General features: G+C 64.9%; 26 protein-coding genes. 13 read left to right on the forward strand and 13 right to left on the reverse strand.

From position 1 onward, the window contains the following. Positions 1-161: 161 nt before the first annotated feature. Positions 162-3626 (forward strand): transcription-repair coupling factor, encoded by a 3465-nt coding sequence (gene mfd / locus NMB43_RS12790; protein WP_494348549.1) that lies wholly within the window; start codon positions 162-164, stop codon positions 3624-3626. Positions 3627-3814: 188 nt separating this feature from the next. On the opposite strand, the gene NMB43_RS12795 is transcribed toward mfd, so the two are convergent. Genes NMB43_RS12795 through NMB43_RS12810 form a run of 4 tightly spaced genes read right to left on the reverse strand, consistent with a single transcriptional unit; the run spans position 3815 to position 7420 of the window. Then, positions 3815-5224 (reverse strand): DNA recombination protein RmuC, encoded by a 1410-nt coding sequence (locus tag NMB43_RS12795; protein ID WP_494348550.1) that lies wholly within the window; start codon positions 5222-5224, stop codon positions 3815-3817. Next, complete coding sequence (locus tag NMB43_RS12800; RefSeq protein ID WP_494348551.1) at positions 5221-5760, reverse strand: YaeQ family protein; 540 nt, start codon at positions 5758-5760, stop codon at positions 5221-5223. The genes NMB43_RS12795 and NMB43_RS12800 overlap by 4 nt, the downstream gene beginning before the upstream one ends. Beyond that, complete coding sequence (locus NMB43_RS12805) at positions 5760-5990, reverse strand: sulfurtransferase TusA family protein (protein WP_494348552.1); 231 nt, start codon at positions 5988-5990, stop codon at positions 5760-5762. The genes NMB43_RS12800 and NMB43_RS12805 overlap by 1 nt, the downstream gene beginning before the upstream one ends. A gap of 29 nt (positions 5991-6019) precedes the next feature. Next, positions 6020-7420, reverse strand: coding sequence for a beta-barrel assembly-enhancing protease (locus tag NMB43_RS12810; protein ID WP_494348553.1), 1401 nt, complete (start codon positions 7418-7420; stop codon positions 6020-6022). 116 nt (positions 7421-7536) lie between these two features. Here NMB43_RS12810 and moaC point away from each other — a divergent pair, with 116 nt between their 5' ends. The 5 genes from moaC to NMB43_RS12835 all read left to right on the forward strand — a co-directional run bounded on the left by moaC (position 7537) and on the right by NMB43_RS12835 (position 12004). Continuing rightward, on the forward strand, positions 7537-8043 hold the full coding sequence (moaC, locus tag NMB43_RS12815; RefSeq protein ID WP_494348554.1) for a cyclic pyranopterin monophosphate synthase MoaC: 507 nt from the start codon (positions 7537-7539) through the stop codon (positions 8041-8043). Between the two features lie 129 nt (positions 8044-8172). Then, positions 8173-9717, forward strand: a complete 1545-nt coding sequence (locus tag NMB43_RS12820) for a CYTH and CHAD domain-containing protein (RefSeq protein WP_494348555.1) — start codon at positions 8173-8175, stop codon at positions 9715-9717. Between the two features lie 37 nt (positions 9718-9754). Beyond that, positions 9755-10219, forward strand: a complete 465-nt coding sequence (locus NMB43_RS12825; protein WP_494348556.1) for a SixA phosphatase family protein — start codon at positions 9755-9757, stop codon at positions 10217-10219. Positions 10220-10579: 360 nt separating this feature from the next. Beyond that, on the forward strand, positions 10580-10774 hold the full coding sequence (locus NMB43_RS12830; RefSeq protein WP_494348557.1) for a helix-turn-helix domain-containing protein: 195 nt from the start codon (positions 10580-10582) through the stop codon (positions 10772-10774). Positions 10775-11410: 636 nt separating this feature from the next. After that, positions 11411-12004, forward strand: a complete 594-nt coding sequence (locus NMB43_RS12835; protein ID WP_494348558.1) for a PEP-CTERM sorting domain-containing protein — start codon at positions 11411-11413, stop codon at positions 12002-12004. 114 nt (positions 12005-12118) lie between these two features. Here the strand turns inward: NMB43_RS12835 and ylqF are convergent, their stop codons facing one another. The 3 genes from ylqF to NMB43_RS12850 are packed head-to-tail and all read right to left on the reverse strand — an operon-like array spanning position 12119 to position 14612. Then, the gene (ylqF, locus tag NMB43_RS12840; RefSeq protein ID WP_494348559.1) at positions 12119-13015 is read right to left on the reverse strand and encodes a ribosome biogenesis GTPase YlqF; all 897 of its coding nucleotides are present in this window, start codon (positions 13013-13015) and stop codon (positions 12119-12121) included. Further along, positions 13015-14109 (reverse strand): tRNA 2-thiouridine(34) synthase MnmA, encoded by a 1095-nt coding sequence (mnmA, locus tag NMB43_RS12845; RefSeq protein ID WP_494348560.1) that lies wholly within the window; start codon positions 14107-14109, stop codon positions 13015-13017. Before mnmA ends, ylqF begins: the two co-directional genes overlap by 1 nt. Before the next feature lie 50 nt (positions 14110-14159). Further along, a complete protein-coding gene (locus tag NMB43_RS12850; protein ID WP_494348561.1) occupies positions 14160-14612 on the reverse strand; it encodes an NUDIX hydrolase in 453 nt (150 codons plus the stop codon). 124 nt (positions 14613-14736) lie between these two features. Here NMB43_RS12850 and NMB43_RS12855 point away from each other — a divergent pair, with 124 nt between their 5' ends. From NMB43_RS12855 to NMB43_RS12880, 6 genes are all read left to right on the forward strand, one after another. Continuing rightward, positions 14737-15657, forward strand: a complete 921-nt coding sequence (locus NMB43_RS12855) for a branched-chain amino acid transaminase (protein ID WP_494348562.1) — start codon at positions 14737-14739, stop codon at positions 15655-15657. Positions 15658-15758: 101 nt separating this feature from the next. Continuing rightward, positions 15759-15956 (forward strand): zinc-finger domain-containing protein, encoded by a 198-nt coding sequence (locus tag NMB43_RS12860; RefSeq protein WP_494348563.1) that lies wholly within the window; start codon positions 15759-15761, stop codon positions 15954-15956. 54 nt (positions 15957-16010) lie between these two features. Beyond that, entirely contained in the window at positions 16011-17027 is a 1017-nt protein-coding gene (gene waaF / locus NMB43_RS12865; protein WP_494348564.1) for a lipopolysaccharide heptosyltransferase II, read from the forward strand. Continuing rightward, a complete protein-coding gene (locus NMB43_RS12870; RefSeq protein ID WP_494348565.1) occupies positions 17024-17467 on the forward strand; it encodes a YiiD C-terminal domain-containing protein in 444 nt (147 codons plus the stop codon). The genes waaF and NMB43_RS12870 overlap by 4 nt, the downstream gene beginning before the upstream one ends. A 32-nt stretch (positions 17468-17499) precedes the next feature. Next, on the forward strand, positions 17500-17931 hold the full coding sequence (locus NMB43_RS12875; RefSeq protein ID WP_494348566.1) for a YybH family protein: 432 nt from the start codon (positions 17500-17502) through the stop codon (positions 17929-17931). Between the two features lie 7 nt (positions 17932-17938). After that, complete coding sequence (locus NMB43_RS12880) at positions 17939-18922, forward strand: hydrolase (protein WP_494348567.1); 984 nt, start codon at positions 17939-17941, stop codon at positions 18920-18922. A 12-nt stretch (positions 18923-18934) separates the two neighbouring features. Here NMB43_RS12880 and NMB43_RS12885 read toward each other — a convergent pair whose 3' ends face one another. From NMB43_RS12885 to argF, 5 genes are all read right to left on the reverse strand, one after another. Further along, the gene (locus NMB43_RS12885; protein WP_494348568.1) at positions 18935-19126 is read right to left on the reverse strand and encodes a YjfB family protein; all 192 of its coding nucleotides are present in this window, start codon (positions 19124-19126) and stop codon (positions 18935-18937) included. A gap of 32 nt (positions 19127-19158) precedes the next feature. Then, on the reverse strand, positions 19159-19653 hold the full coding sequence (locus NMB43_RS12890) for a YajQ family cyclic di-GMP-binding protein (RefSeq protein ID WP_494348569.1): 495 nt from the start codon (positions 19651-19653) through the stop codon (positions 19159-19161). 65 nt (positions 19654-19718) lie between these two features. Then, the gene (gene ppnP, locus NMB43_RS12895; RefSeq protein ID WP_494348570.1) at positions 19719-20033 is read right to left on the reverse strand and encodes a pyrimidine/purine nucleoside phosphorylase; all 315 of its coding nucleotides are present in this window, start codon (positions 20031-20033) and stop codon (positions 19719-19721) included. Between the two features lie 71 nt (positions 20034-20104). Beyond that, positions 20105-20320 (reverse strand): DUF2788 domain-containing protein, encoded by a 216-nt coding sequence (locus NMB43_RS12900; RefSeq protein ID WP_494348571.1) that lies wholly within the window; start codon positions 20318-20320, stop codon positions 20105-20107. Between the two features lie 292 nt (positions 20321-20612). Then, positions 20613-21539: an ornithine carbamoyltransferase gene (gene argF, locus NMB43_RS12905; RefSeq protein ID WP_494348572.1), complete on the reverse strand. Its 927-nt coding sequence runs from the start codon at positions 21537-21539 to the stop codon at positions 20613-20615. A gap of 272 nt (positions 21540-21811) precedes the next feature. On the opposite strand from argF, the gene NMB43_RS12910 reads away from it, so the two are divergent. Beyond that, entirely contained in the window at positions 21812-22093 is a 282-nt protein-coding gene (locus tag NMB43_RS12910; RefSeq protein WP_494348573.1) for a DUF3579 domain-containing protein, read from the forward strand. A gap of 83 nt (positions 22094-22176) precedes the next feature. Here the strand turns inward: NMB43_RS12910 and rpsT are convergent, their stop codons facing one another. Continuing rightward, complete coding sequence (rpsT, locus tag NMB43_RS12915) at positions 22177-22449, reverse strand: 30S ribosomal protein S20 (RefSeq protein WP_494348574.1); 273 nt, start codon at positions 22447-22449, stop codon at positions 22177-22179. Positions 22450-22482 lie beyond the last annotated feature (33 nt).

Raw genomic sequence — 22482 nt, forward strand, 5'->3', positions numbered from 1 at the left:
CCGCACCGCTCGTCGTCACGCGCCGCCGCCGCATGGGAAACGGGGCCCGGACCATGCTCCGGCCCCACGCCCTATAATTGCGCCCTCACCGCACGCGGGCTCGGCCCTACGCGCGGTGTCGTGCTTTGTGGCCCGCTTTGCATCCCCTTCTTGTGACGAACATGACGCCCGCTTCGCCCTCCGCTTCGCCCTCGCTGCTCCCGCCCCTGCGCAACCTTCCCCTGCCCAAGCCCGGCATGCGCCTGGACCTGCCGCCGCTGCATGGCTCGGCCGACGCCGCCGCGCTGGCCCAGTTCGCCAGCACGGGCCACAAGCTGGTCGTCATCACCGCCAATCCGCTGGATGCCCAGCGCCTGCTCGAAGAGATCGCCTGGTTCTCGACCGGTCTGCGCATCCACCTGCTGCCAGACTGGGAAACTCTGCCCTACGACAGTTTTTCGCCGCACCAGGACCTGATCTCCGAGCGCCTGGCCACGCTGTACGCCATCCAGCGCGGCGAATCCGACATCACGCTGATGCCGGCCTCCACCGCGCTGTACCGTATGGCACCGCCCGCCTACATGGCCGGCTACACCTTCTTCCTCAAGGCCAAGGACCGACTGGACCTCGACGCGCTGCGCGCGCAGATGACCCTGGCCGGCTACGACCATGTGACCCAGGTCGTGCGCCCCGGCGAGTTCTCGGTGCGCGGCGGCCTCGTCGACCTGTTCCCCATGGGCGCGCAACTGCCCTACCGGCTGGACCTGTTCGACGACGAGATCGACAGCATCCGCACCTTCGACCCGGACACCCAGCGCACGGTGTTCCCGGTGCCCGAGATCCGCCTGCTGCCAGCGCGCGAGTTTCCGCTCGACGACAAGGCCCGCTCGGCCTTCCGCCAGCGCTTCCGCGAGGCCTTCGAAGGCGACCCGACCAAGAGCACGATCTACAAGGACATCTCCAACGGCGTCGCCTCGCCGGGCATCGAGTACTACCTGCCGCTGTTCTTCGACGAGACCGCGACACTGTTCGACTACCTGCCCAAGGACGCCCTGCTCATCACGCACCGCGATGTCCCCGGCGCCATCGAGGCCTTCTGGGCCGAGGCCAACTCGCGCTACCGCCTGATGGCCGGCGAACGCAGCCGCCCGCTGCTGCCACCCGCGCAACTCTTCCTGCCGGCCGAACAGTTCTGGGTCGCGTCCAAGGCGTTTCCGCGCATCGCAGTGGCCGACCGCAGCGGCGGTGGCAGCGAAACCGTCGAGGCGCCCACTGCCCCGCTCCCCGACCTCGCCGTCGAGCGCCGCGCCACCGATCCGCTGCACAAGCTCAAGCACTACCTCGCCAACTTCCCGTGGCGCGTGCTGGTGCTGGCCGAATCGGCGGGGCGTCAGCAGACCATCAATGAGTACTTCGCCGAGTACGCGCTGAAAGCCGAGACCAGCGCCGACCTGGCCAGCTTTCTGGCGGGCGACAGCAAGCTGGCGCTGACCAGCGGCCCGCTCAACGCCGGTTTCGTGCTCCCCGGTGCGAATGTCGCCGTCATCACCGAGAACGAGCTGTATGCCCAGCAGGCACGCCCGCGCGGGCGTGGCCGCGAAGGCCGCAAGACCTCGGTGGAAGGCTGGCTCAAGGACTTGTCCGAGCTGAAGATTGGCGACCCGGTGGTGCACCAGAGCCACGGCATCGGCCGCTACCTGGGCCTGGTGCACATGGATCTGGGCGAGGGGGACGCGGAGTTCCTGCATCTCGAATACGCCAACGACACCAAGCTCTATGTGCCGGTATCGCAACTGCATGTGATCACCCGCTACGCCGGTGCCGACCCGGATGCGATCCAGCTCCACGCGCTGGGTTCGCCGCAATGGGAGAAAGCCAAGCGGAAGGCGGCGCAGCAGGTACGCGACACCGCGGCCGAGCTCTTGGTCCTGTACGCCCAGCGCGCCGCGCGCCCTGGCCACAAGTTCGACTTCAAGCAGCACGACCTGGAGGCTTTCGCAGAGGGCTTCGGCTTCGAGGAGACGCCCGACCAGCTCGCCGCCATCAACGCGGTGGTGGAGGACATGCGCAAGGGCACGCCGATGGACCGCCTGGTGTGCGGCGACGTTGGCTTCGGCAAGACCGAGGTCGCGCTGCGCGCCGCCTTCATCGCGGTCGCCGACGGCAAGCAGGTCGCCGTGCTGTGCCCCACGACGCTGCTCGCCGAGCAGCACTACGAGACCTTCTCCGACCGCTTCGCCGACTGGCCGGTGAAGGTGGCCGAGATCTCGCGCTTCCGCTCCGCCAAGGAACAAGCCGATGCGCTGAAGCTGCTGTCCGAGGGCAAGGTCGACATCCTGATCGGCACGCATCGTCTGCTGCAGAAGGATGTGGAGTTCAAGAACCTGGGCCTGGTCATCATCGACGAGGAACACCGCTTCGGGGTGCGCCAGAAAGAAGCGCTGAAGGCGCTGCGCAAGGAGGTCGACATCCTCACGCTGACCGCCACGCCGATCCCGCGCACCCTGGGCATGGCGATGGAGGGCCTGCGCGAATTCTCGGTCATCGCCACCGCGCCGCAGAAGCGCCTGGCCATCAAGACCTTCGTGCAGGGCTGGAGCAAGGGCATCGTGCGCGAGGCGGTGCTGCGCGAGTTCAAGCGTGGCGGCCAGGTCTACTTCCTGCACAACGAGGTCGACACCATCGAGAACATGCGCAACACGCTGACCGAGCTGCTGCCGGAGGCGCGCATCGTGGTCGGCCACGGCCAGTTGCCGGAACGCGAGCTGGAGCGCGTGATGCGCGACTTCACCACCCAGCGCGCCAACCTGCTGCTGTGCACGACCATCATCGAGACCGGCATCAACATTCCGACGGCGAACACCATCGTCATCAACCGCGCGGACCGCTTCGGGCTGGCCCAGTTGCACCAGTTGCGCGGCCGCGTCGGGCGCTCGCACCACCAGGCCTACGCCTACCTGCTGACCGATGCGAATGCCAAGCCAAGCGCCAACGCGCAGAAGCGCCTGGAGGCGATCAGCATGATGGAAGATCTGGGCTCCGGCTTCTTCCTCGCCATGCACGACCTGGAAATCCGGGGTGCCGGCGAGGTGCTGGGCGAGTCGCAATCGGGCGAAATCCAGCAGGTCGGTTTCAGCCTCTACACCCAGATGCTGAACCGCGCGGTGAAGGCCCTGCAGAGCGGCAAGACGGTGGACCTCGGCCAGCCGCTGGATGTGGCCTCCGAAATCAACCTGCACACCCCTGCGCTACTGCCCGATGCCTATTGCAGCGACATCCAGGAGCGCCTGACGCTGTACAAGCGCATGGCCAACTGCGAGACGGTGGAGGAACTGCAGGACATCCAGGAGGAGCTGATCGACCGTTTCGGCGACATGCCGCCACAGACCCAGGCGCTGATCGAGACCCACCGCCTGCGCATCGCCGCGCGCCCGCTGGGCATCATCAAGATCGACGCCTCCGAGTCGCGCATCCACCTGCAGTTCGAGCCCAACCCGCCGATCGAGCCGATCAAGATCATCCAGCTCATCCAGAAGAACAAGCACTACAAGCTGGCAGGCCAGGACAAGCTGACGGTGACGACCTACTCCGAGACACTGAAGGACCGCGTGACCCGGGTGCGGGAGATCTTCAAGGCACTGGCGTAAAGACGGCTCAACCCGCCCACTGCGTCGTTCCCGCCAAGGCGGGAACCCAGCGACTTTTGAACCGGATCAGGCAACCCGGTTGGGTGGGCACGGCGTGCCCACGCGTTCGCAATGTTCGACGGTCCCGCGTGGGCTCACCGAGCCCACCCAACAATCCTGCCCAGACGGCGCGGGAATGGTGGCGTGCCTCAAGCCTCGTCCGGCCCATCGAGCAGCGAGGGCACGTCTTCCAGCTCCACCTTCTCGATCTTCTGGAAGTGGCCAGAAATCTTCTTGCTGGAAACATGCACGTCCTGCGCGTCTTCGTGGGCTTGCCGGATGTGATCCGCCAGCTTCTTCATGCGCTGATCGAACAGGCCGAAGTCCTTGGAGAGCTTGCCCAGCGCGTCCTTGATCAGGTGGATCTGCTTGCGCGTCTCCACGTCCTTGAGCACCGCGCGCGCAGTGTTGAGCACAGCCATCAGCGTGGTCGGTGAGACGATCCATACGCGCTTGGCCTGAGCGTAGTTCACCAGGTCCGGGTGGTAGGCGTGAATCTCGGCAAACACCGCTTCTGCCGGCACGAACATCACGGCACCGTCCGAGGTCTCGCCCGCCACGATGTACTTGTTGGCAATGGCGTCGACGTGGCGCTTGATGTCCTGCTTGAACAGGCTCTGCGCCGCCGCGCGCTCGACCTCGGGCAGACCCGGCTCGAACATGCGGTGGTAGTTCTCAAGCGGAAACTTGGAGTCGACGGCGACGCGGCCGGTGGGCTCGGGCAGCGCCAGCATGCAATCCGCGATGTGCCCGCTCGCCAGCTTGACCTGGAAGTCGTAGGCATCGGGCGGCAACGCATTCTTCACCAGGGCTTCGAGTTGCACTTCGCCAAAAGCGCCCCGCGCCTTCTTGTCGCCCAGCAGTTCCTGCAGGCTCACCACGTTGACGGTAAGGTCGCCGATCTTCTTCTGCGCCTCGTCGATGGTCGCCAGCCGCGCCATGACGTTGGCAAAGGTCTCGTTGGTCTTGGCGAAGCCTTCGTCCAAACGCTGATTGACCACGCCGGTGATGGCGTCGAGCCGCTCGTTCATGGTGCGGGTCAGCACCTCGGTCGTGTTGGTCTGCTGCATCGCCGCCTTACGCAAGCCGTCCTGCAGCAGCTCGCGGTCGGCACGCGCCGCCTCGGCCAGCTTCTCCAGGGTCTGCGCCAGCATCTCGGTCTTGAGCTGTTCCTGGCGTGCAGTCAGGTTGGCCGCCAGTTCAGTCAGCGCATGCGCCGTGTCCTTGCCTTGGGTGGTCACCAGGGTCTGCATGGCGAGCTGCAGGGCCTGCATGGCTTCGCGCGTCTGGCGCAATTCCTCGCCCACCAGGGCGCGCAGGCGCTCGCTGGTCTCGGTCTGGGTCGCGGTCATGCGGTCGCCCAGGCGGTCGAGGCCGGCGGCGAGATCGTTGAGCATCTGGCGGTGGGCCTGCGCCTGCGTCGCCTCGATGCTCTGCTTCAGCGCCTCCGCCTCCAACTGCGCGGCCTGCTGGCGCGCGCCCAGCTTCCAGCCCAGCCAGACGACGGCGGCCACCAGCAGCCCCAGCAGCACGAGTACAAACGTGTTGGTATCCATCATTGCGGGGTGAGTCGAATGGGTTCGATCTGCAGCGTGTCGCGCTCGCCAGCGATGATCAACTGACCATCCTGCAGCGTGCATTGCAGTTTCATGCCGCGCTCGGCGAGTGAGCCCAGCGCCTCGCAATCCTCGGGGCTGACGCGCCACACGGTCAGCTTGTCGAGCTTGTTGAGCGCGCCGGCATTCTGGTTCCACCACACGTCCAGCGCGCGGCCGTAGGCGTACAGCAGCACGCGGTCGGCCTTGCCGCAGGCGCGCCGCAGCAGGCGTTCATCGGGCTGGCCCACCTCGATCCAGGTGTGCACCGCGCCGGTGAGGTCCTTGTCCCACAGCGCGGGCTCGTCGTCGCTGGATATCCCCTTGCCGAACTCCAGCGATTCGCTGGCGTTCAGGATGAAGGCCAGCAGACGCACCATCATGCGTTCGTCGGTTTCGGAGGGGTGACGCGCCAGCGTCAGGCTGTGTTCGGCGTAGTAGTGACGGTCAAGGTCCGCAATGCCGACTTCGGCCTTGAATACGGTGGAGCGCAGCGCCATCAGCGGCGCCGGATCAGGAAGACGAACTCATCGGCCGGCGGCTCGGAAGACGACAGCAGCTCATGCCCCGTTTGCCGCGCGAAGGCGGCGAAATCCTTGACCGTGCTGGGGTCGGTGGCCACCACGCGCAGCACCTTGCCGGCCGCCATCTCGGACAAGGCCTTCTTGGTGCGCAGGATGGGCAGCGGGCACTTGAGGCCCTTGACGTCGAGTTCCTGGTCGAATTCCATCTCAATGCTCTCCGGATCAGGCCGCCAGTCTACCTGCTTCCGCCCTGCTGCCGGCGCTCCTGCATCTGCTCCTGCAGTTGCCGCCGCAGTTCGCGCAGGCGGGCGTCCACCGCCATCTGCTCGAAGGAGTCCCCGCCGCCCGAGAGCTGGGCCAGGCGCAACTGCTCCACCGCTGCGCCCAGGCTGCCATTGAGGTAGTACACCTCGGCCTGCGCGCGCTGCTGCTGGAAGATCTTGCCCTGCGCCGCGTAGGCTTTGGCCTGCAAGGCGAAGAGCTCGGCATCCTGCTTGTCCAGCGCAAGACGCGGCTCGACCACCTGCAAGGCCTGTTGCGGCTTGCCCGCCGCGAGGGCCGCTTCGGCCTCGCACAACACGAGCGAACGAAGACCAGGGAACAGCCCCTGGCCGTCGTGACACAAACGCACCGCCTCTTCATGCTGGCCGCGCGCCGAAGCGATGTCGGCCGCCAGATGTTCCAGCATGCCGCTACGCACACCCTGCGCGCGCAGTTTCGCCAGGCTCGCCTGGGCGGCGTCCGGCTTGTTCTCGCGCAACTGGATGCGCGCCTGGGCATACAGCTTGAGCTGCGCCGGTGCCTTGTCCATGGTCGCCAGCTTGGTCGCCGCCTCGGTCGACGTGCCTTGCGCGGCGAGCAGCTTGGCGCGCACGAGCTGGAACTCGGCGCTGTCCGGCACACGCTGGGGCAGTGCGTGCTGCGCCCGCCCCTGGATGTCGCTAACGCGATCGGCGGTAAGCGGGTGGGTGCGCAGATAGGCCGGCGCATAGAAATCATTGAAGCGATTGGCCTGGGCCAGGCGCTCGAAGAAATGCGGCATGCCCTGCGGGTCGAAACCGGCTGACTGCAGGGTCTGGAAACCCACCCGGTCCGCCTCGCGCTCAAAGTCGCGCGAGTAAGAGAGCTGCCTGTCCATCGCGTAGGCGGTGCCCCCCGCAATGGCGGCTTCGGAAATCTGCGAGTTGCTGCGTGAGGCCAGCACCGCGACCAGCAAGGAAGCCAGCACGGCCGCCGTCGCCAGCCCCTGCCCTGCCAGTTGACGCGCAATGTGGCGCTGCTCCACGTGGCCGATTTCGTGCGCCAGCACCGAGGCCAGTTCGGATTCGCTCTCGCTCGCAGTGATCAGCCCGGTATGCACGCCGATGTAGCCGCCGGGCATGGCGAAGGCGTTGATCGACTTCTCGTTCAGCACGAAGAACCGGTAGTCCTGACCAGTCTGCCCATTGGCCGCGACCAGGCGCTTGCCGAGGCGATTGACGTACTCCTCGACTTCGGCGTCATGCAGGAAGTTCGGGTCCAGCGCGCGGAACTGGCGATAGGCCTCCTCGCCAATCTTGCGCTCTTGCGCGGGCGACAGCGCGTCCTGCGCCGGATCGCCCAGGTCGGGCAGGTTGATCTGGGCAGACACGGGCATGACGACCATCAAGGCCGCCATCAGCACGGCAAGGCACCGGGACGGGGCAGAATGCAGGTTCATCGGGCTATGATACTTGCCCATTTCGCGCCGACACATCGCGTTTGTTACAGAACATGAGCAACGAGCAGCCGCCCTCCTCGAATCCCCTGACCCATTTCGACCCCCACGGCCAGGCCCATATGGTGGATGTCGGCAGCAAGTCCGAAACCGCCCGCCGCGCCGTGGCGCAGGGCGAAATCCGCATGCAGGCGGACACCTTCGCCCTCATCCGCGACGGCAACGCGAAAAAGGGCGATGTGCTGGGCATCGCGCGCATCGCCGCGATCCAGGGCGCCAAGCGCACGGCAGACCTGATCCCGTTGTGCCACCCGATTCCGCTGACCCGCGTCGCCGTCGAGTTCGAACTGGACGAGGCACAGTCGCGCGTCGTCTGCACCGCCACGGCCGAGACCGTGGGCCGCACCGGCGTCGAGATGGAGGCCCTGTGCGCCGTCAGCGCCGGGCTGCTGACCATCTACGACATGTGCAAGGCCGTGGACCGTGGCATGCAGATCGCCCACATCGGCCTGCTCGAAAAGGAAGGCGGCAAGTCCGGTCACTGGCGAGCCGCCGATGCCTGAGCGCTCCTATCGGTCTTGCGCGGCATCAAGTCCGCGGCGAGCCGCGCGATAGATGCGCAACGCGGGTTGTGGCTAGACTCGCCCCGTTCCCTCTCAGTAGTTTCGCCCTCGCGCGCGGACCCTTGCACCATGGCTCAGGAAATCGAACTCAAGCTGACCTTCACACCAGATCAGCGCGGCGCCCTGCTGCGCCATCCTCTGCTTGCCCAGGCCCAGACCAGCAAGGCGGCTCCGACGCAAACCCTGATCAACACCTATTTCGACACGCCGGACTTTGCCCTGCGCGCCGCCAAGGTCGCGGTGCGCACACGCAAGGCCGGGCGCCAGTGGCTGCAGACGGTGAAATGCGCCGCCGCCTCGCTCGGCGGCCTGGCCTCGCGGCCGGAATGGGAACAGCCCTATCGCAACCAGCGCTTCGATTTCAGCGCGGTCGATCACGCCCCCACGGCCGCCCTGCTCGCCACCCATGCCGAGACCATCGTCCCGGTGTTCACCACCATCTTCAAGCGCGAGACGCGGGCCATGACGGCCCCGGACGGCAGTGTGATCCTGGCCATGATCGACATCGGCGAGATCGAAGCCGATGGCGCCACCGAACCGATCTGCGAACTGGAGCTGGAGTTGGCGGAGGGCGACCCGCAGCAGTTGCTGGAGATCGCCATCGCGCTGGCCGAGCAGCTTCCATTGCTGCCCGAGAACGCCAGCAAGGCCGAGCGTGGTTTCCGCCTGTTCCGGCGCGAGCCGCGCAGTGCCGTACGCGCCGCCCGCTCGCCGCTGCTGCCCACCATGTCGCTGGAGGAAGCCTTCAAGCGCCTCGGCTTCGAGATGCTCAATGCCTGGCAGGCCAATGCTGCTGGCGCCCTGCAGAGCGCGGAACCGGAATTCACCCATCAGATGCGGGTGGCATTACGCCGCCTGCGCACCCTGCTCCGCCTGTTCGCACCGTTGCTGCCCGACGGTCAGGCCGCCGCCTGGCAGGCTGCGCTGGGCGAGCTGGCATCCCGCACCGGACGCCAGCGCGACCTCGACGTGATCGGCGAAGTGGTGATCGCACCGGCTCAGGAGCACGACGCCCATGCCGTGTGTGAGGCCTTGCGCAGTCGCCTGGGCCACGAGGCGGAGGCATCGCGTGCGGCCCTCCTCAGCCTGCTCTCCGGCCCGCAGGCCGGCGTGCAGATGCTGCACATGACGGCCTTCCTGCACCGCGCCCGGATCGCCGACACCACCCCACTGGCGGACTTCGCTGCGCACTGCCTGAGCGCACTGCGCAAAGCGGTGAAGGCGCAGCACGCCCGCGCCCTGGCCTCGGGAGAAGAACAGGCGCTGCATGCGCTGCGCATCCGCCTCAAGCGTCTGCGTTACGGGCTGGAGTTCTTCGCCCCGCTCTTCCCGGGCAAGGAGACGCTGCGTTACCAGAAGCAGCTCACCCGCGCGCTCGACGAACTGGGTTATCTCAACGATCTGGCCAGTGCCGACCAGTTGCTGGGCGAATGGGCCGCCCACACCGCCTCCGCCGTGCCACAACTGGCCGAAGCCCGCGCCTACCTGCGCGGCTGGCACGCGAAGCGCCGCCACCGGGTCGCAGCCCGCGCGCTGGCCCGCGTCGGCACACTGCTGGACCAAGGGGCATGCTGGAAAGCCCTGAAACACAGCAGCAAGAAAGCGGGCCGATAATCCGCCGCACTTTGATAACACGATCACGACGCAGCCCATGACCATCCAGATGGATCTGCTCCTGTGGCGTCACGCCGACGCCGCCGACGGCACCCCGGACGCCACCCGCCAACTCACCATGAAAGGCATGCGCCAGGCCGAGCGCATGGCCACCTGGCTGGACGACCACGCCCCGCGCGAGCTGCGCGTGCTGGTCAGCCCCGCCACCCGCACCCAGCAGACCGCCTCGGCCTGGACGCGCAACTACGAAACCTGTGAAGCACTCGCCATCGGCTCCACCGCCGAAGCCGCCCTCGCCGCCGCAGGCTGGCCCGAAGCCGGCGGCGCAGCCCTTCTGGTCGGTCACCAACCCATGCTGGGCCGCATCGCCTCCCTGCTGCTGCGCGGCGAGGAAGAAGACATCTCGTTCAAGAAAGGCGCGCTGTGGTGGTTCCAGCTGCGCGAGCGCGAAGGCGAGCCGCAGATCGTGCTGAAGACGGTGATGTCAGCCGACATGCTGTAGGGCGGAACTCCGCAGGAGGTTCCGCCAGCCGTCCGCAGGGCGGCGGTGTGAGCCACGCGCACAGACGGATGGTGCATCGAGAAATGTTCAGCGGCCCAATGGGCCGGAAGGACTGGATTGGCGGAACCTCCGAAGGAGTTCCGCCCTTGCTGGGTTCCGGGGTACGCAGTAGAGCAAAAAATGTTGCCAAGACCTGACCCCGCTCCCTCGCACGCCCTCGCGTCGGACGGCGGCGCCTCCACCCGCGTCCCCAGCGTCAGCGCCCGACTCTCCCGCGTCTCCAGGCAGATCGCACCGAGCAAAAGGCAAGACCTGACCCCGAGCTCTTCGCGAGCTCTTCGCATCGCCCCACCCGACCCCGTGGAAGCCATCAAATTCCGGATGGAGCAGAGCGGTCTGTCCGTCAAGGACCTGGAGCCGATCATCGGCAAGAGCAACCGCGTCTACGAAATCCTGAACCGCAAGCGACCACTGACGCTGGCCATGATCCGCAGACTGCACCAGCAACTGGGCATCCCTACCAATGTGCTGATTGCGGAGACTGCAGGCGGGTAACCACCGAACGCAGTTCTCTTGGCCCAAGCAGTGAAGAACAGTTCGAGCCTGACCCCTTTGGCCCAGAAGCGGAAATGTAGTAATTCAAGACCTGACCCTGTGCACAAAGGAGGTTCCGCCAGCCGCCCACTGGGCGGCAGGGTACGTCGCGCAGAGCGCGTGGAGGCAAAAGGCAAGACCTGACCCCACGCTCGGACCCCACGCTCGCCATCGCGGCTCCCCGCGGCTCCCAGTGGCAGATCGTAGCGCCAGAGCAGCAAGAAATTGGCACGCTAACCGAACGATTCAGAAGCACCTACCCAATGATTCTTCCAAAATCATCGGTGCACTCTCCGCCTGCGGCCCCATCGTGGCCGTGGCGGTCGAATCCACCTACAACTGGTACTGGCTCATCGACGCCCGGCAGGACGCTGGTTACGCCGTACGCCTCGTCAACCCTGCTGCCGTCAAACAGCATGACGGATGGGGGCAAGTCAGTGAAACGCGCCTTCAGTTGAAAATCAACGGAGCAGTGCGTGAAATTCCTCACCATATCGAACCGCACGCCTGCCCCCTGCCTTGCGTGTCGAGGCAGTTGTCCCTAGCATCCGATCACCGAATTGATCAATACGCTAACTAAGTATCCGGAGAGTCTTCATGCAAATTCGCACCGTTTGTCATCTCATGTCCGCCCTGGTGTTTAGCGTCGCGTCAAATGCTCAGGCATCCGTGATGAGCTTCGGTACGGGGGGGACGGTTAGCGGCTCGGGTTACACCCAAAACGGACTGAGCATCGCTCCGAGTGCCAGCCCATTCGTGGTGCGTGATTTCCAGGGAGCAACAATTGGAGCGCCGGGTGAGCGCGAGCTCATGGTCAATCTCGGCCCCGGTGGCGTGGGAGGTACTGGGCCGATCAAATTCCAACTCCGTAGTGGTGGTCTGTTTGATCTACTGAGTCTTGATATCGAGCAGCCCGGTGGTGGCTACAGTACCTGGAGCGTGTTTGGATCACTGAGCGTCACAGCTTCCAACGGTCAGTCGCAAAGCCTGGCTGCGAATCAGTTTGGTACCAACACCTTTACCGCCTTCGACGACATTTACTGGTTTGTGCTTTCCACCCCGGAGATCGGACAAGTATTTGTCGATAACATCAATTTCAGCCCAGCCGTTAATTCGGTTCCCGAGCCGACTAGCCTGTCGCTAGCAGCCTTCGGCCTGACCGCTTTGGGCTTGCGCCGCCGCCGTCACTGATCGACCTCAGTCGTTTAGGCCTAGCCTTGCATGGGCTTGGCTTGGGGTCATGCCTGGCTCGCTGGCTCGGGGTCCGCTTGCTTCTTCCCCAGACGACAGGGTTTTCACCCCACTCTACTCTTCGACGGCATCAGAAGCCGGCGGCTCCACTGGCGTGGCCAGCATCTGCGCGCGGCTCTCCGGCGTCTCCAGGCTGATCGCGCCGAGCACGCCGGTGCGGTAGTCCTTGAGGAAGGCGAGCGCGGCCTTTTCGATGTCCAGCGCGCCACCCTTCATGCGCCAGGCGCGCTTGGTGGCGATCTTCTCAACCAGGGCCACACCGTCCAGCCCTTCGACCGCAAAGCCGTAGCGGGCGGTGAGCAGCGCCGGGTAGCGCTGGATCAGCAGGTCGCCGAGGAAGAAGGCGACTTCGTCGTCGATGACGGCATTGGTGCCGATGGCGTGGCTGGCGGCCAGCATGTAGCCATCCGAGGGGTATTCGATCTTGGGCCACATGAGGCCGGGGGTGTCGATGACCACCGTGCTCATGTCGATCTCCAGCCGCTGCGCGGACTTGGTCACCGCCGGCTCATCGCCGACGGCGGCGACCTTGCGCTTGAGCAGGCCGTTCATGAGCGTGGATTTGCCCACGTTGGGGATGCCCATGATCATCATGCGCAGTTGCTTGTCCGGGCTGCCGCGATGCGGCGCCAGTTGTTTGCACAGCGGCACTACGCGCGCCATGTCGCCGGGCTTCTTGAACGACAGCGCGACGGCCTTGAGCCCCGGGATGCCGTTGTAATGCGCGAGCCAGGCCTTGGTGGCCGCCGGGTCGGCGATGTCTGCCTTGTTGAGGATCTTGAGACAGTTGCGCTGCCGGAAGCGGCGCATCTCGTCGATCATCGGGTTGCTGCTGGCCTGCGGCAGGCGCGCGTCGACGACCTCGATCACGACATCGGTGTTTTCCATGTTCTCGGTCGCCTTGCGGCGGGCCGAGTTCATGTGGCCGGGGAACCACTGGATCGCTGGCATCAGACGATGATCCCGCCACCCAGGCAGACGCGGCTTTCGTACAGCACGACCGATTGCCCGGGCGTGATGGCCCATTGCGGCGCGGCGAAGGCGATCTCTGCCTTGTCCGCGTCCAGGGCATCCACTTCGCAGGGCTGGTCCGGCGTGCGGTAGCGCGGCTTGGCGGTGTAGACCCAGTTGATGCGCGGGGCGCGGCCGGCGATCCAGTTGAGGTCTTGCGCGACGAGACGCTCGCGCTGCAGCGCCGGGTGCTCGTGACCCTGCACGGCGTACAGCACATTGGCCTTCATGTCCTTGCCGGCCACGTACCAGGCGTCGTGTTCCCCCGCGTTGTCATTGCCCTTGATGCCGCCGATGTGCAGGCCCTTGCGCTGGCCGATGGTGTGGTACATCAGGCCCTGGTGTTCGCCCAGCAGGCGGTTGTCGTCCAGCGAGCGGATCTCGCCCGGTTTGGTCGGCAGGTAGCGCATCAGGAACTCGCGGAACGGCCGCTCGCCGATGAAGCAGATGCCGGTGGAATCCTTCTTGTCGTGCACATGCAGACCGGCACGCTCGGCCATCTCGCGCACGTCGCGCTTGTAGACGTCGCCCAGCGGGAAGATCACCTTGGAGAGCTGCGCCTGGTTCAGGCGATACAGGAAGTAGCTCTGATCCTTGGTGCCGTCCTCGGCCTTCAGGAGCTGGAATTCCGTGCGGCCGTCGCTATGCCATTCGCGTACGCCGGCGTAGTGGCCGGTGGCGATCTTGTCGGCGCCGAGCTGCATGGCGTGGTCGAGGAAGGCCTTGAACTTGATCTCGCTGTTGCACAGGATGTCCGGGTTCGGCGTGCGGCCGGCCTCGTATTCGCGCAGGAAGTCGGCAAACACGCGGTCCTTGTACTCCTTGCTGAAATTCACGACCTCCAGGTCGATGCCCAGCACGTCGCACACCGAGGCGACGTCGACGAGATCCTGCCGCGTCGAGCAGTACTCGTCGTCATCGTCGTCTTCCCAGTTCTTCATGAACAGGCCGGTCACCTGGTAGCCGGCCTGCTTGAGCAGCAGCGCCGCAACCGAGGAGTCCACGCCGCCGGACATGCCGACGACGACCTTCATTCCATTTCCATCCATCGTTTCAATCTCTCACAGAGGCGCTCAGGGTGCGCTCAGGACTCGGCATAGTGGCGTATCAGTTCCAGCGGGAAGCGCCGCCCGGCCACGTAGTCCTGCACGCATTGCAGCACCAGCGGGCTGCGGTGGCGTGCGCGCTGCTCCAGCAGCTCGTCGTAGGTGAGCCACACCGCCTGGATGATGCCGCGGTCCAGCGCGGCCTCGGCGTCGAAGCCGGTCATCGAGGCGGCGAAGGCGAAGCGCAGGTAGGTCACATCGCCGCTCGGGCGCGGCCACTGGTAGATGCCCACCAGCGACTCGACCTCGACGTGGTGCGCGGTTTCCTCGCGCGCCTCGCGCACGCAGGCATGGATCAGGGATTCGCCCTCGTCCAGGTGGCCCGCCGGTTGATTGAGGCGCACGCCATCCTCGGTGTGCTCCTCGACGAACAGGAAGCGGCCGTCACGCTCCACGACAGCGGCGACCGTCACATTGGGTTTCCAGACCATGATGCTCTGCCGCAAAAAAGGAAACATTGTAGCGCGGGCACCCTGCCCGCCTGAATTGTTCGCTGGGCAGCCTTCCGCTTTGCGCTAAAATCACGGGCTTTACTGGCTCAGCGGAGTTTTACTCATGTCGATGGCGGATCGCGACGGTTTCATCTGGATGGACGGCAAGCTCGTGCCCTGGCGCGAGGCCACCACCCACGTTCTCACCCACTCGCTGCACTACGGCCTGTCCGTGTTCGAAGGTGTGCGGGCTTACAACACCAACCGTGGCACGGCCATCTTCCGCCTCAAGGAACACACCGACCGCCTGTTCAACTCGGCCCACATCTACATGATGAAGATCCCGTTCTCGAAGGACGAGATCAACGAGGCGCAGAAGGAAGTCGTGCGCGCCAACAAGCTGGAGAGCTGCTACCTGCGCCCGATCGCCTACTATGGCTCGGAGAAGATGGGCATCTCGACGCGCGGCGCCACCGTGCATGTGGCCATCGCCGCCTGGCCCTGGGGCGCTTACCTGGGCGCCGAAGGCCTGGAAAAGGGCATCCGCGTGAAGACCTCGTCCTTCTCGCGCCACCACGTCAACGTGACGATGCCGCGCGCCAAGGTCGCCACCACTTACGCCAACTCCATCATCGCCAACCTCGAAGCCACGCAGGACGGCTATGACGAAGCCCTGCTGCTCGACACCAGCGGCTTCGTGGCCGAAGGCGCCGGCGAGAACCTCTTCGTGATCAAGGACGGCGTGATCTACGAACCCGAGATCGCCTCCGCCCTGACCGGTATCACGCGCAACACCATCCACACGCTGGCGAAGGAGCTGGGCTACACCGTGCAGACCAAGCGCCTGACGCGCGACGACATCTACATCGCCGACGAGGCCTTCTTCACCGGCACCGCCGCTGAAGTCACGCCGATCCGCGAGCTGGACAACCGCACGATTGGCGAAGGCAGCCGTGGCCCCATCACCACCCAGGTGCAGGCCCGCTTCTTCGACCTCGTGAATGGTCGTCTGCCCGAGCACGACGCCTGGCTTGCCTTTGTTTGACCGTCATTCCCGCGCAAGCGGGAATCCAGCGGCTTTGGCAAGCTGACGGAACGACACTGGGTTCCCGCTTGCGCGGGAACGACGAATACGGGAGCATTTTTATGGCTGAGAACACCAACAAGTCCCAACTCATCGCCGTCGCGGCGAAGGACCTGCCCCTGCACTGCCCGATGCCGGACGCCCCGCTGTGGGCACGCCATCCGCGCGTGTTCCTGGACGTCGCCAAGACGGGCAGCGCGAGCTGCCCCTACTGCGGCGCCAAGTACGAGTTGCACGGGCCGGCACCCAAGGGGCACTGAGCCTGCTTCGAAACAAGGGCCGCGCTGCGGCCCTTTCCGTTTCTTCTGTCGACCATGCGAATCCTGATCGTCGCCCCCTCCTGGATCGGTGACACCGTCGCCGCCCACCCGCTGTTCATGCGCCTGCGCGCCAGGTATCCGCAGGCCGTCATCGACGCCCTGGCGCCGCCCTGGGTCGCGGCCGTGCTGCGTGCGATGCCCGAGATCGACGGCGAGGTCATCGACAACCCCTTCGGTCACGGCGCGCTGCGTCTGCGCGAGCGCTGGAGACTAGCCCGCCAGCTCAAGGCTCGTGCCTACGACGCCGCCTACGTGCTGCCGAACTCGCTGAAGTCAGCGCTGATCCCCTGGTTCGCCGGCATCCCGCGCCGCGTCGGGTTCACCGGCGAATCGCGCTATGGCCTCATCAACCTGCGCCATACGCTGGACAAGGCCGCGCTGCCGCTGCAGGTGGAGCGCTACGCCATCCTGGCCGAGGAACCGCAGCAAGCTTTGCCACGCCCACTGCCCTATCCCAAGCTCAGCGTGGATGCTGCACGCGTGGCAGACACGCTGCACAGCCTCGGCCTGAACGCAACGCCGGCCCCGGTCATCTTCTGCCCCGGCGCCGAGTTCGGTCCAGCCAAGCGCTGGCCCGAGAAGCATTTTGCTGCGCTGGCGCGGCAACTCGCGCAGCAAGAGATTCCCGTATGGCTGCTGGGCTCGAAGAAAGATGCCCCGGTCGGCGAAGAAATCGTGCGTCTCAGCGAAGGCGCGGCGCGCAATCTGTGCGGCGTCACCGGCCTCGATCAGGCCATCGCCCTGCTGTCGATCGCGCGTCACGTCGTCACCAACGATTCCGGTCTGATGCACGTCGCCGCCGCGCTGGGCACGCCGCTCACCGCGCTGTTCGGCTCCAGCAGCCCCGGCTACACGCCCCCGCTGTCGAACCAGGCACAGATCATCTCGCTACAGCTTTCCTGCAGCCCCTGTTTCAAGCGCGAATGCCCGCTGGGCCACCTGGACTGCCTCAACAAGATCACGCCCGAGCGCGTCGCCATCACGCTGAGCCGCGCGGAAGCCAAACCATGAACGGGGATGCGCTGCAGGCCTATCTGCACGAACATATCCCGCTGTCGCGCGCGATGGCGGTGCAGGTCCTCACCGCCACGCCCGACGAAATCGAGCTATTCGCGCCGCTGGAACCCAACATCAATCATCGTGGCACCGCCTTCGGCGGCAGCATCTCGACGCTCGCCACGCTGGCCTGCTGGTCCTTGCTGCGCGTGCGCACCGATGGCCTCGACCCGCTGCCCCATCTGGTGGTGGCGCGCAACAGCGTCAACTACCTGCGTCCGGTGGAAGGCGATTTCCGCGCCATCTGCCGTTACCCCGCAGATCAGGACTGGGACGCCTTGCTGCAGCAACTCGCCACGCGCCGACGCGCCCGCCTTACGCTGCGGGCCGAAGTGCACTACCAGAACGAGACCGCCGCGCTGTTCGAGGGCGACTTCGTCGCGCTGGCGCGGTAGCATGCGGCGATTGCCTACCTAGCCCGCACGTCATGAGCAAGACGATCTTCGCCACCGCTGACGACGCCGAACGCGCCTTCTACGAAGCACTGGCCAAGGGCGACCTCGACGCCATGATGGACGTGTGGTCGGAAGACGAGGAAACCGTCTGCGTGCTGCCCGGCGGCTCGCGCTTCTGTGGTCTCAGCGCGATCCGCGAAGCCTGGCGCCAGTTGTTCGCCTCCGGCCTCAAGCTGTCGATCCGCACCAGCCACCCGGTCAAGACGCAGGCCATGCTGCTGGCAGTCCACTGCGTGCTGGAACATGTCTGCGTGGAAGGCGAAGACACCATCGCACCGCCCATGATCGCGACCAACGTCTATAGCCGCGGGGCTTCGGGCTGGCAACTGGTGCTCCATCACACCTCGCCCGCGCCCGACACCGAAGGTCTATTGCTGCAGGACACGCCACGCGTCGTGCATTGACCCTCAGATGCGATACACCCCGCCTTCCTGGCTGCCCGGCGGCCATGCCCAGACGATCTGGCCCCTGGCCATCAAAGGCCCGATGCCGCCGCTCAAGCGCCGTCGCTGGGAAACGCCCGACGGGGACTTCATTGACCTCGACCGCTTGCCCGAGCGCCCCGGCCAACCACTGCTGATCCTGTTCCATGGCCTGGAAGGCTCCAGCCGCAGTCACTACGCACGCTCGCTGATGAATACCGCCTACGAGCGGGAATGGAACGGCGTGGTGGTGCATTTCCGCGGTTGCTCGGGCGAGCCCAACCGGTTGCCACGTGCCTACCATTCCGGCGACGCGGACGAGATCGACTGGATCCTGCGCAAGCTCGCCACCCGCTACCCGAACGTACCGCGCTACGCGGCTGGCGTGTCGCTGGGTGGCAACGCCTTGCTGTGCTGGCTGGGGACGCGACGCGAGGCGGCCCACAAACTGCTGACGCGTGCCGCCGCCGTGTCGGCGCCGGTGGACCTGGCGGCCTCCGGCCATGCACTGGGCGCCGGTTTCAATCGCGTCTACACCGAGTACTTCCTGCGCAGCATGCGCCGAACCGCCGCGCTCAAGGCCCGCCATCACCCCGGACGCTTCGACGCCCGGCGTGCAATCCAGGCCCGCAACCTGTACGAGTTCGATGACGCCTACACCGCGCCCCTGCACGGCTTCCGCGACGTACGTGACTACTGGGCCCGCGCCTCGTCCAAACCCCTCCTTGCGCACATCGCACTGCCCACGCTGGTGCTCAATGCGCGCAACGACCCCTTCCTGCCCCGGAATGCGCTACCGAACAAACGGGATGTGTCACCGATGGTGACGCTGGAACAACCGGAACATGGCGGCCACGTCGGATTCGTGACCGGAGGCTTTCCGGGTCGCCTGGACTGGCTGCCCGAGCGCCTGTTCGCCTACTTTCGTGCCGATGGCAACGAGACGACGCAGGCGCTGATCTCGCGGCTATAAACCGCAGTCGGATCAGGCAAAAGTATTGATGATGCCGCCCGGCTGGCCGGGTTGCGCGCTGGGGGGCTGCGGCACGGACTGCAGCAACTGCGCCATCTGCTGCTCCTGCATGTCCATCTGCTTCTTGAGCATGGCCACCTGGGCCTGGCCCTGCACGGTGCCGAGCTGCTCGGTGGAGGGGCTGCGCACGGAAGAAACGTCCATCCTTGACTCCTTGCGACGCAGCCCGGCCGGGCTCAGTCGCGGAAATTGCCGTACTTGATCGGGAAGTCGGTGATCGTCTTGCGGACCAGCGCGATGCACTCCTGCAGATCGTCGCGCTTGGCGCCCTGGACGCGCACCTCGTCGCCCTGGATCGTGGCCTGGACTTTCAGCTTCGCGTCCTTGATGAGCTTGACAATCTTCTTCGCCAGCTCGGTCTCGATCCCTGATTTGATCTTAAGCTCCTGCTTGACCTTGTTGCCAGAAACTTTCTGTGTCGGCTGGGCATCCAGGCGCTTGGAGCTTTCCGCCTCCTTCTTCTCCATGGCAGGGAACAGGATGTCCTTGATCTGGTCGAGCTGGAAGTCCGAATCGCCGTGCAGGGTGATCGTCTTGTTCTTCTCGTCCAGTTCCACCTTGGCGCTGGTGCCCTTGAAGTCGTAACGGTTCTCGATCTGGCGCACCGCCACGTCCACGGCGTTCTTCAAGGCCACCATGTCCGCTTCGGACGTGAAATCAAACGAAGGCATCGCTTCCTCTCCTCAACGCATCCTGGGGCGGCACTCGCCGCCCCGACGCTGCACGCTTGCGCAGCTCAACCAAAATGACAAACGTAGTGATACGGCTCACCGCTCACTTCGATGTCGAAGCTGGAATTGCCCGGCACATCGAAGGACTGGCCCGCGCTGTAGGTCTTCCACTCGCTTTCGCCCTTGAGACGCACGCGACAGCCACCCGCCACGGTTTCCATGATCTCCGGCGCACCGGTATTGAAGGTCAGCGTCGCGGGCAGGATCACGCCCACTGACTTCTTGGTGCCGTCAGCCAGCACGATGCTGTGGCTCACGCACTTGCCATCGAAATAGACATTGGCTTTCTTGACGACCGAGACGTTGTCGAACTGGCTCATGGAAACTCTCTGGGTAGAAATGAAAAAGGCCCCGGATTATACCGGAGCCCCCTGGACCGCTTGATCACGCATCACTGGATGCCGAGCATCTTGGCGATGACCTCCTTGGCCATGAACCCGAACATGCCGAAGCCCAACGCAAAGAACATCCAGGCCGTGCCGTACTTGCCGGCCTTGGACTCGCGGGCGAGGTTCCAGATGATGAAGAACATGTAGCCAATGAGGCCACTGACCAACAGCTTGAGCGAAATCTCCTCAAACTCGGCCACGGTGAGACCAAAGATCATGATGAAGCTCCAGGATTGTTGCAGGAATTTTCCAGGAGCCACTCGGGTGGGCCAGATCGGCCCTTGGGAAATTACCGCCACGTCAACGCTGTCATCACGCTCCGCTCACGCGAACCGCTTCGCGGATTTTAGCGGCCGATGGCGCGCCGCACAATTCGAAATTGGCAAACAGACCGCACTTTTTCCTGGCACACGACAGACCACTTGATGCACATCAAAAAAACAACCCCGCCGCAGCGAGGTTGTTTGATCTCGAATGATCGCTGCAATCCAGCAGCAACAACGAGCGCGCCTACTTCTGCTCGACTCGCCCGAGCACCAGATACTCCAGCAACGCCTTCTGTGCATGCAGGCGGTTTTCAGCCTCTTCCCACACCACGCTCTGCGGCCCATCGATGACCTCGGCGGTCACCTCTTCACCACGATGGGCCGGCAGGCAGTGCATGAACACCGCTTCCTTGTCGGCCACGCGCATCATGTCGCCATCGACCTGAAAGTCAGCGAAGTCGCGCAGGCGCTCTTCGTTCTCGGCTTCGAAGCCCATCGAAGTCCACACATCGGTGGTGATGATGTGCGCGCCGCGCGCAGCTTCCATCGGATCCGCAAACTGTTCGAAGTGGCTGGTGCCGTAAAGATTGGCGCGCTCAGGCTCCACTTCGTAGCCCTTGGGCGTGGAGACGTGGACGTTGAAGTCCAGCACCTCGGCCGCCTGCAGCCAGGTGTTGCAGACATTGTTCGAATCACCGATCCAGGCCACGGTCTTGCCCTTGATCGAGCCATGGCGCTCGATGTAGGTGAAGATGTCCGCCAGGATCTGGCAGGGGTGATACTCATTGGTCAGGCCATTGATGACCGGCACGCGCGAATTGGCGGCGAAGCGCTCGACGATGGTCTGCTCGAAAGTGCGGATCATGACCACGTCCGACATGCGCGAGATGACCTGGGCGGCATCCTCGACCGGCTCGCCGCGACCAAGCTGCGAGTCGCGCGTGTTCAGATAGATGGCCGAACCGCCCAACTGGAACATGCCGGCTTCGAAGGACAGGCGCGTACGCGTGCTGGCCTTCTCGAAGATCATGACCAAGGTACGGTCGAACAGCGGATGATAGGTTTCGTAGCGCTTGAACTTGGACTTGATCCAGGCCGCCCGCTCGAACAGGTAGGCGTACTCTTCGACCGTCAGGTCATTGAACTGCAGATAATGCTTGGGCGCATTCATGATGTTCGCCAGTCGCCCCGCCGCAGCGGGCGCGGACTGCCTCCAACCAGTTTCCGTCAGACTGATGTTTGCCGCGAAGCAAGGCTCGCGGCGCCACAAAACATAACGGCGGCAAAGCCGCCGTCGAACAACAAGCCAGTGAGTTTATGGAAATCCATGCTGCCTGTACAGGCACCCCAGGCAAGACACGGGCGCTGCGGCGCAGCACCAGCCCCCATCTGGTAGACTCGGGGCTCGGCACTGTTGCGCCCTGACGAACCCAAGAATCACCTATGCCCGGCCCCACCAAGAGCTTCACCATCATCGGTCGCACCTCGGAGGGCAAGCGCTTCCGCCCCAGCGACTGGGCCGACCGCCTGTGCGGCATCATGTCGGCCTTCGGTGCGGACCGCAAAATGAAGTTCTCGCCCTACGTGCGTCCGGGCTGCATGCTGGATGGCGAAAAATGCGTGCTGGTCGACGCCCAGTTGAACGAACTGGAACCCCTGGCCTACAAATTCCTGCTCAGTTTCGCCAAGGACAACGATCTACAGATCGAATTCGACCCGGACTGAGTCTGCCCTTGGCGGCACAAACAAAAAAGGCGCAACCGTGGTTGCGCCTTTTTCATGGCGGGTTACCCCGCAGCAGGCTTCGCTCAGGCAGCAGCGCCCATCGCCTTGATGGCGGCGGACAGGCGGCTCTTATAGCGGGCAGCGGCGTTCTTGTGGAAGACGCCCTTGTCGGCGATCTTGTCGATCACGCTGACGGACTGCTGGAAGACTTGTTGAGCGACGTTCTTGTCGCCTGCATCCACGGCCTTGCGCACAGCCTTGATCGCAGTACGCAGACGGGAACGCAGGCTGGCGTTGTGAGCGCGAGCGGCGATTGCCTGACGTGCGCGCTTGCGGGCTTGTGCCGAGTTGGCCATAGGAGTTGTTCCGGTTCGGTTTAACTAGAAAGC

It is taken from the genome of Uliginosibacterium sangjuense (assembly GCF_059132465.1).

Bases quoted from the DNA above. Each gene is read 5' to 3' on its own strand.
- mfd (WP_494348549.1), top strand. From the start codon at position 162: ATGACGCCCGCTTCGCCCTCCGCTTCGCCCTCGCTGCTCCCGCCCCTG.
- NMB43_RS12795 (WP_494348550.1), bottom strand. From the start codon at position 5,224: ATGATGGATACCAACACGTTTGTACTCGTGCTGCTGGGGCTGCTGGTG.
- NMB43_RS12800 (WP_494348551.1), bottom strand. From the start codon at position 5,760: ATGGCGCTGCGCTCCACCGTATTCAAGGCCGAAGTCGGCATTGCGGAC.
- NMB43_RS12805 (WP_494348552.1), bottom strand. From the start codon at position 5,990: ATGGAATTCGACCAGGAACTCGACGTCAAGGGCCTCAAGTGCCCGCTG.
- NMB43_RS12810 (WP_494348553.1), bottom strand. From the start codon at position 7,420: ATGCCCGTGTCTGCCCAGATCAACCTGCCCGACCTGGGCGATCCGGCG.
- moaC (WP_494348554.1), top strand. From the start codon at position 7,537: ATGAGCAACGAGCAGCCGCCCTCCTCGAATCCCCTGACCCATTTCGAC.
- NMB43_RS12820 (WP_494348555.1), top strand. From the start codon at position 8,173: ATGGCTCAGGAAATCGAACTCAAGCTGACCTTCACACCAGATCAGCGC.
- NMB43_RS12825 (WP_494348556.1), top strand. From the start codon at position 9,755: ATGACCATCCAGATGGATCTGCTCCTGTGGCGTCACGCCGACGCCGCC.
- NMB43_RS12835 (WP_494348558.1), top strand. From the start codon at position 11,411: ATGCAAATTCGCACCGTTTGTCATCTCATGTCCGCCCTGGTGTTTAGC.
- ylqF (WP_494348559.1), bottom strand. From the start codon at position 13,015: ATGCCAGCGATCCAGTGGTTCCCCGGCCACATGAACTCGGCCCGCCGC.
- mnmA (WP_494348560.1), bottom strand. From the start codon at position 14,109: ATGAAGGTCGTCGTCGGCATGTCCGGCGGCGTGGACTCCTCGGTTGCG.
- NMB43_RS12850 (WP_494348561.1), bottom strand. From the start codon at position 14,612: ATGGTCTGGAAACCCAATGTGACGGTCGCCGCTGTCGTGGAGCGTGAC.
- NMB43_RS12855 (WP_494348562.1), top strand. From the start codon at position 14,737: ATGTCGATGGCGGATCGCGACGGTTTCATCTGGATGGACGGCAAGCTC.
- NMB43_RS12860 (WP_494348563.1), top strand. From the start codon at position 15,759: ATGGCTGAGAACACCAACAAGTCCCAACTCATCGCCGTCGCGGCGAAG.
- waaF (WP_494348564.1), top strand. From the start codon at position 16,011: ATGCGAATCCTGATCGTCGCCCCCTCCTGGATCGGTGACACCGTCGCC.
- NMB43_RS12870 (WP_494348565.1), top strand. From the start codon at position 17,024: ATGAACGGGGATGCGCTGCAGGCCTATCTGCACGAACATATCCCGCTG.
- NMB43_RS12875 (WP_494348566.1), top strand. From the start codon at position 17,500: ATGAGCAAGACGATCTTCGCCACCGCTGACGACGCCGAACGCGCCTTC.
- NMB43_RS12880 (WP_494348567.1), top strand. From the start codon at position 17,939: ATGCGATACACCCCGCCTTCCTGGCTGCCCGGCGGCCATGCCCAGACG.
- NMB43_RS12885 (WP_494348568.1), bottom strand. From the start codon at position 19,126: ATGGACGTTTCTTCCGTGCGCAGCCCCTCCACCGAGCAGCTCGGCACC.
- NMB43_RS12890 (WP_494348569.1), bottom strand. From the start codon at position 19,653: ATGCCTTCGTTTGATTTCACGTCCGAAGCGGACATGGTGGCCTTGAAG.
- ppnP (WP_494348570.1), bottom strand. From the start codon at position 20,033: ATGAGCCAGTTCGACAACGTCTCGGTCGTCAAGAAAGCCAATGTCTAT.
- NMB43_RS12900 (WP_494348571.1), bottom strand. From the start codon at position 20,320: ATGATCTTTGGTCTCACCGTGGCCGAGTTTGAGGAGATTTCGCTCAAG.
- argF (WP_494348572.1), bottom strand. From the start codon at position 21,539: ATGAATGCGCCCAAGCATTATCTGCAGTTCAATGACCTGACGGTCGAA.
- NMB43_RS12910 (WP_494348573.1), top strand. From the start codon at position 21,812: ATGCCCGGCCCCACCAAGAGCTTCACCATCATCGGTCGCACCTCGGAG.
- rpsT (WP_494348574.1), bottom strand. From the start codon at position 22,449: ATGGCCAACTCGGCACAAGCCCGCAAGCGCGCACGTCAGGCAATCGCC.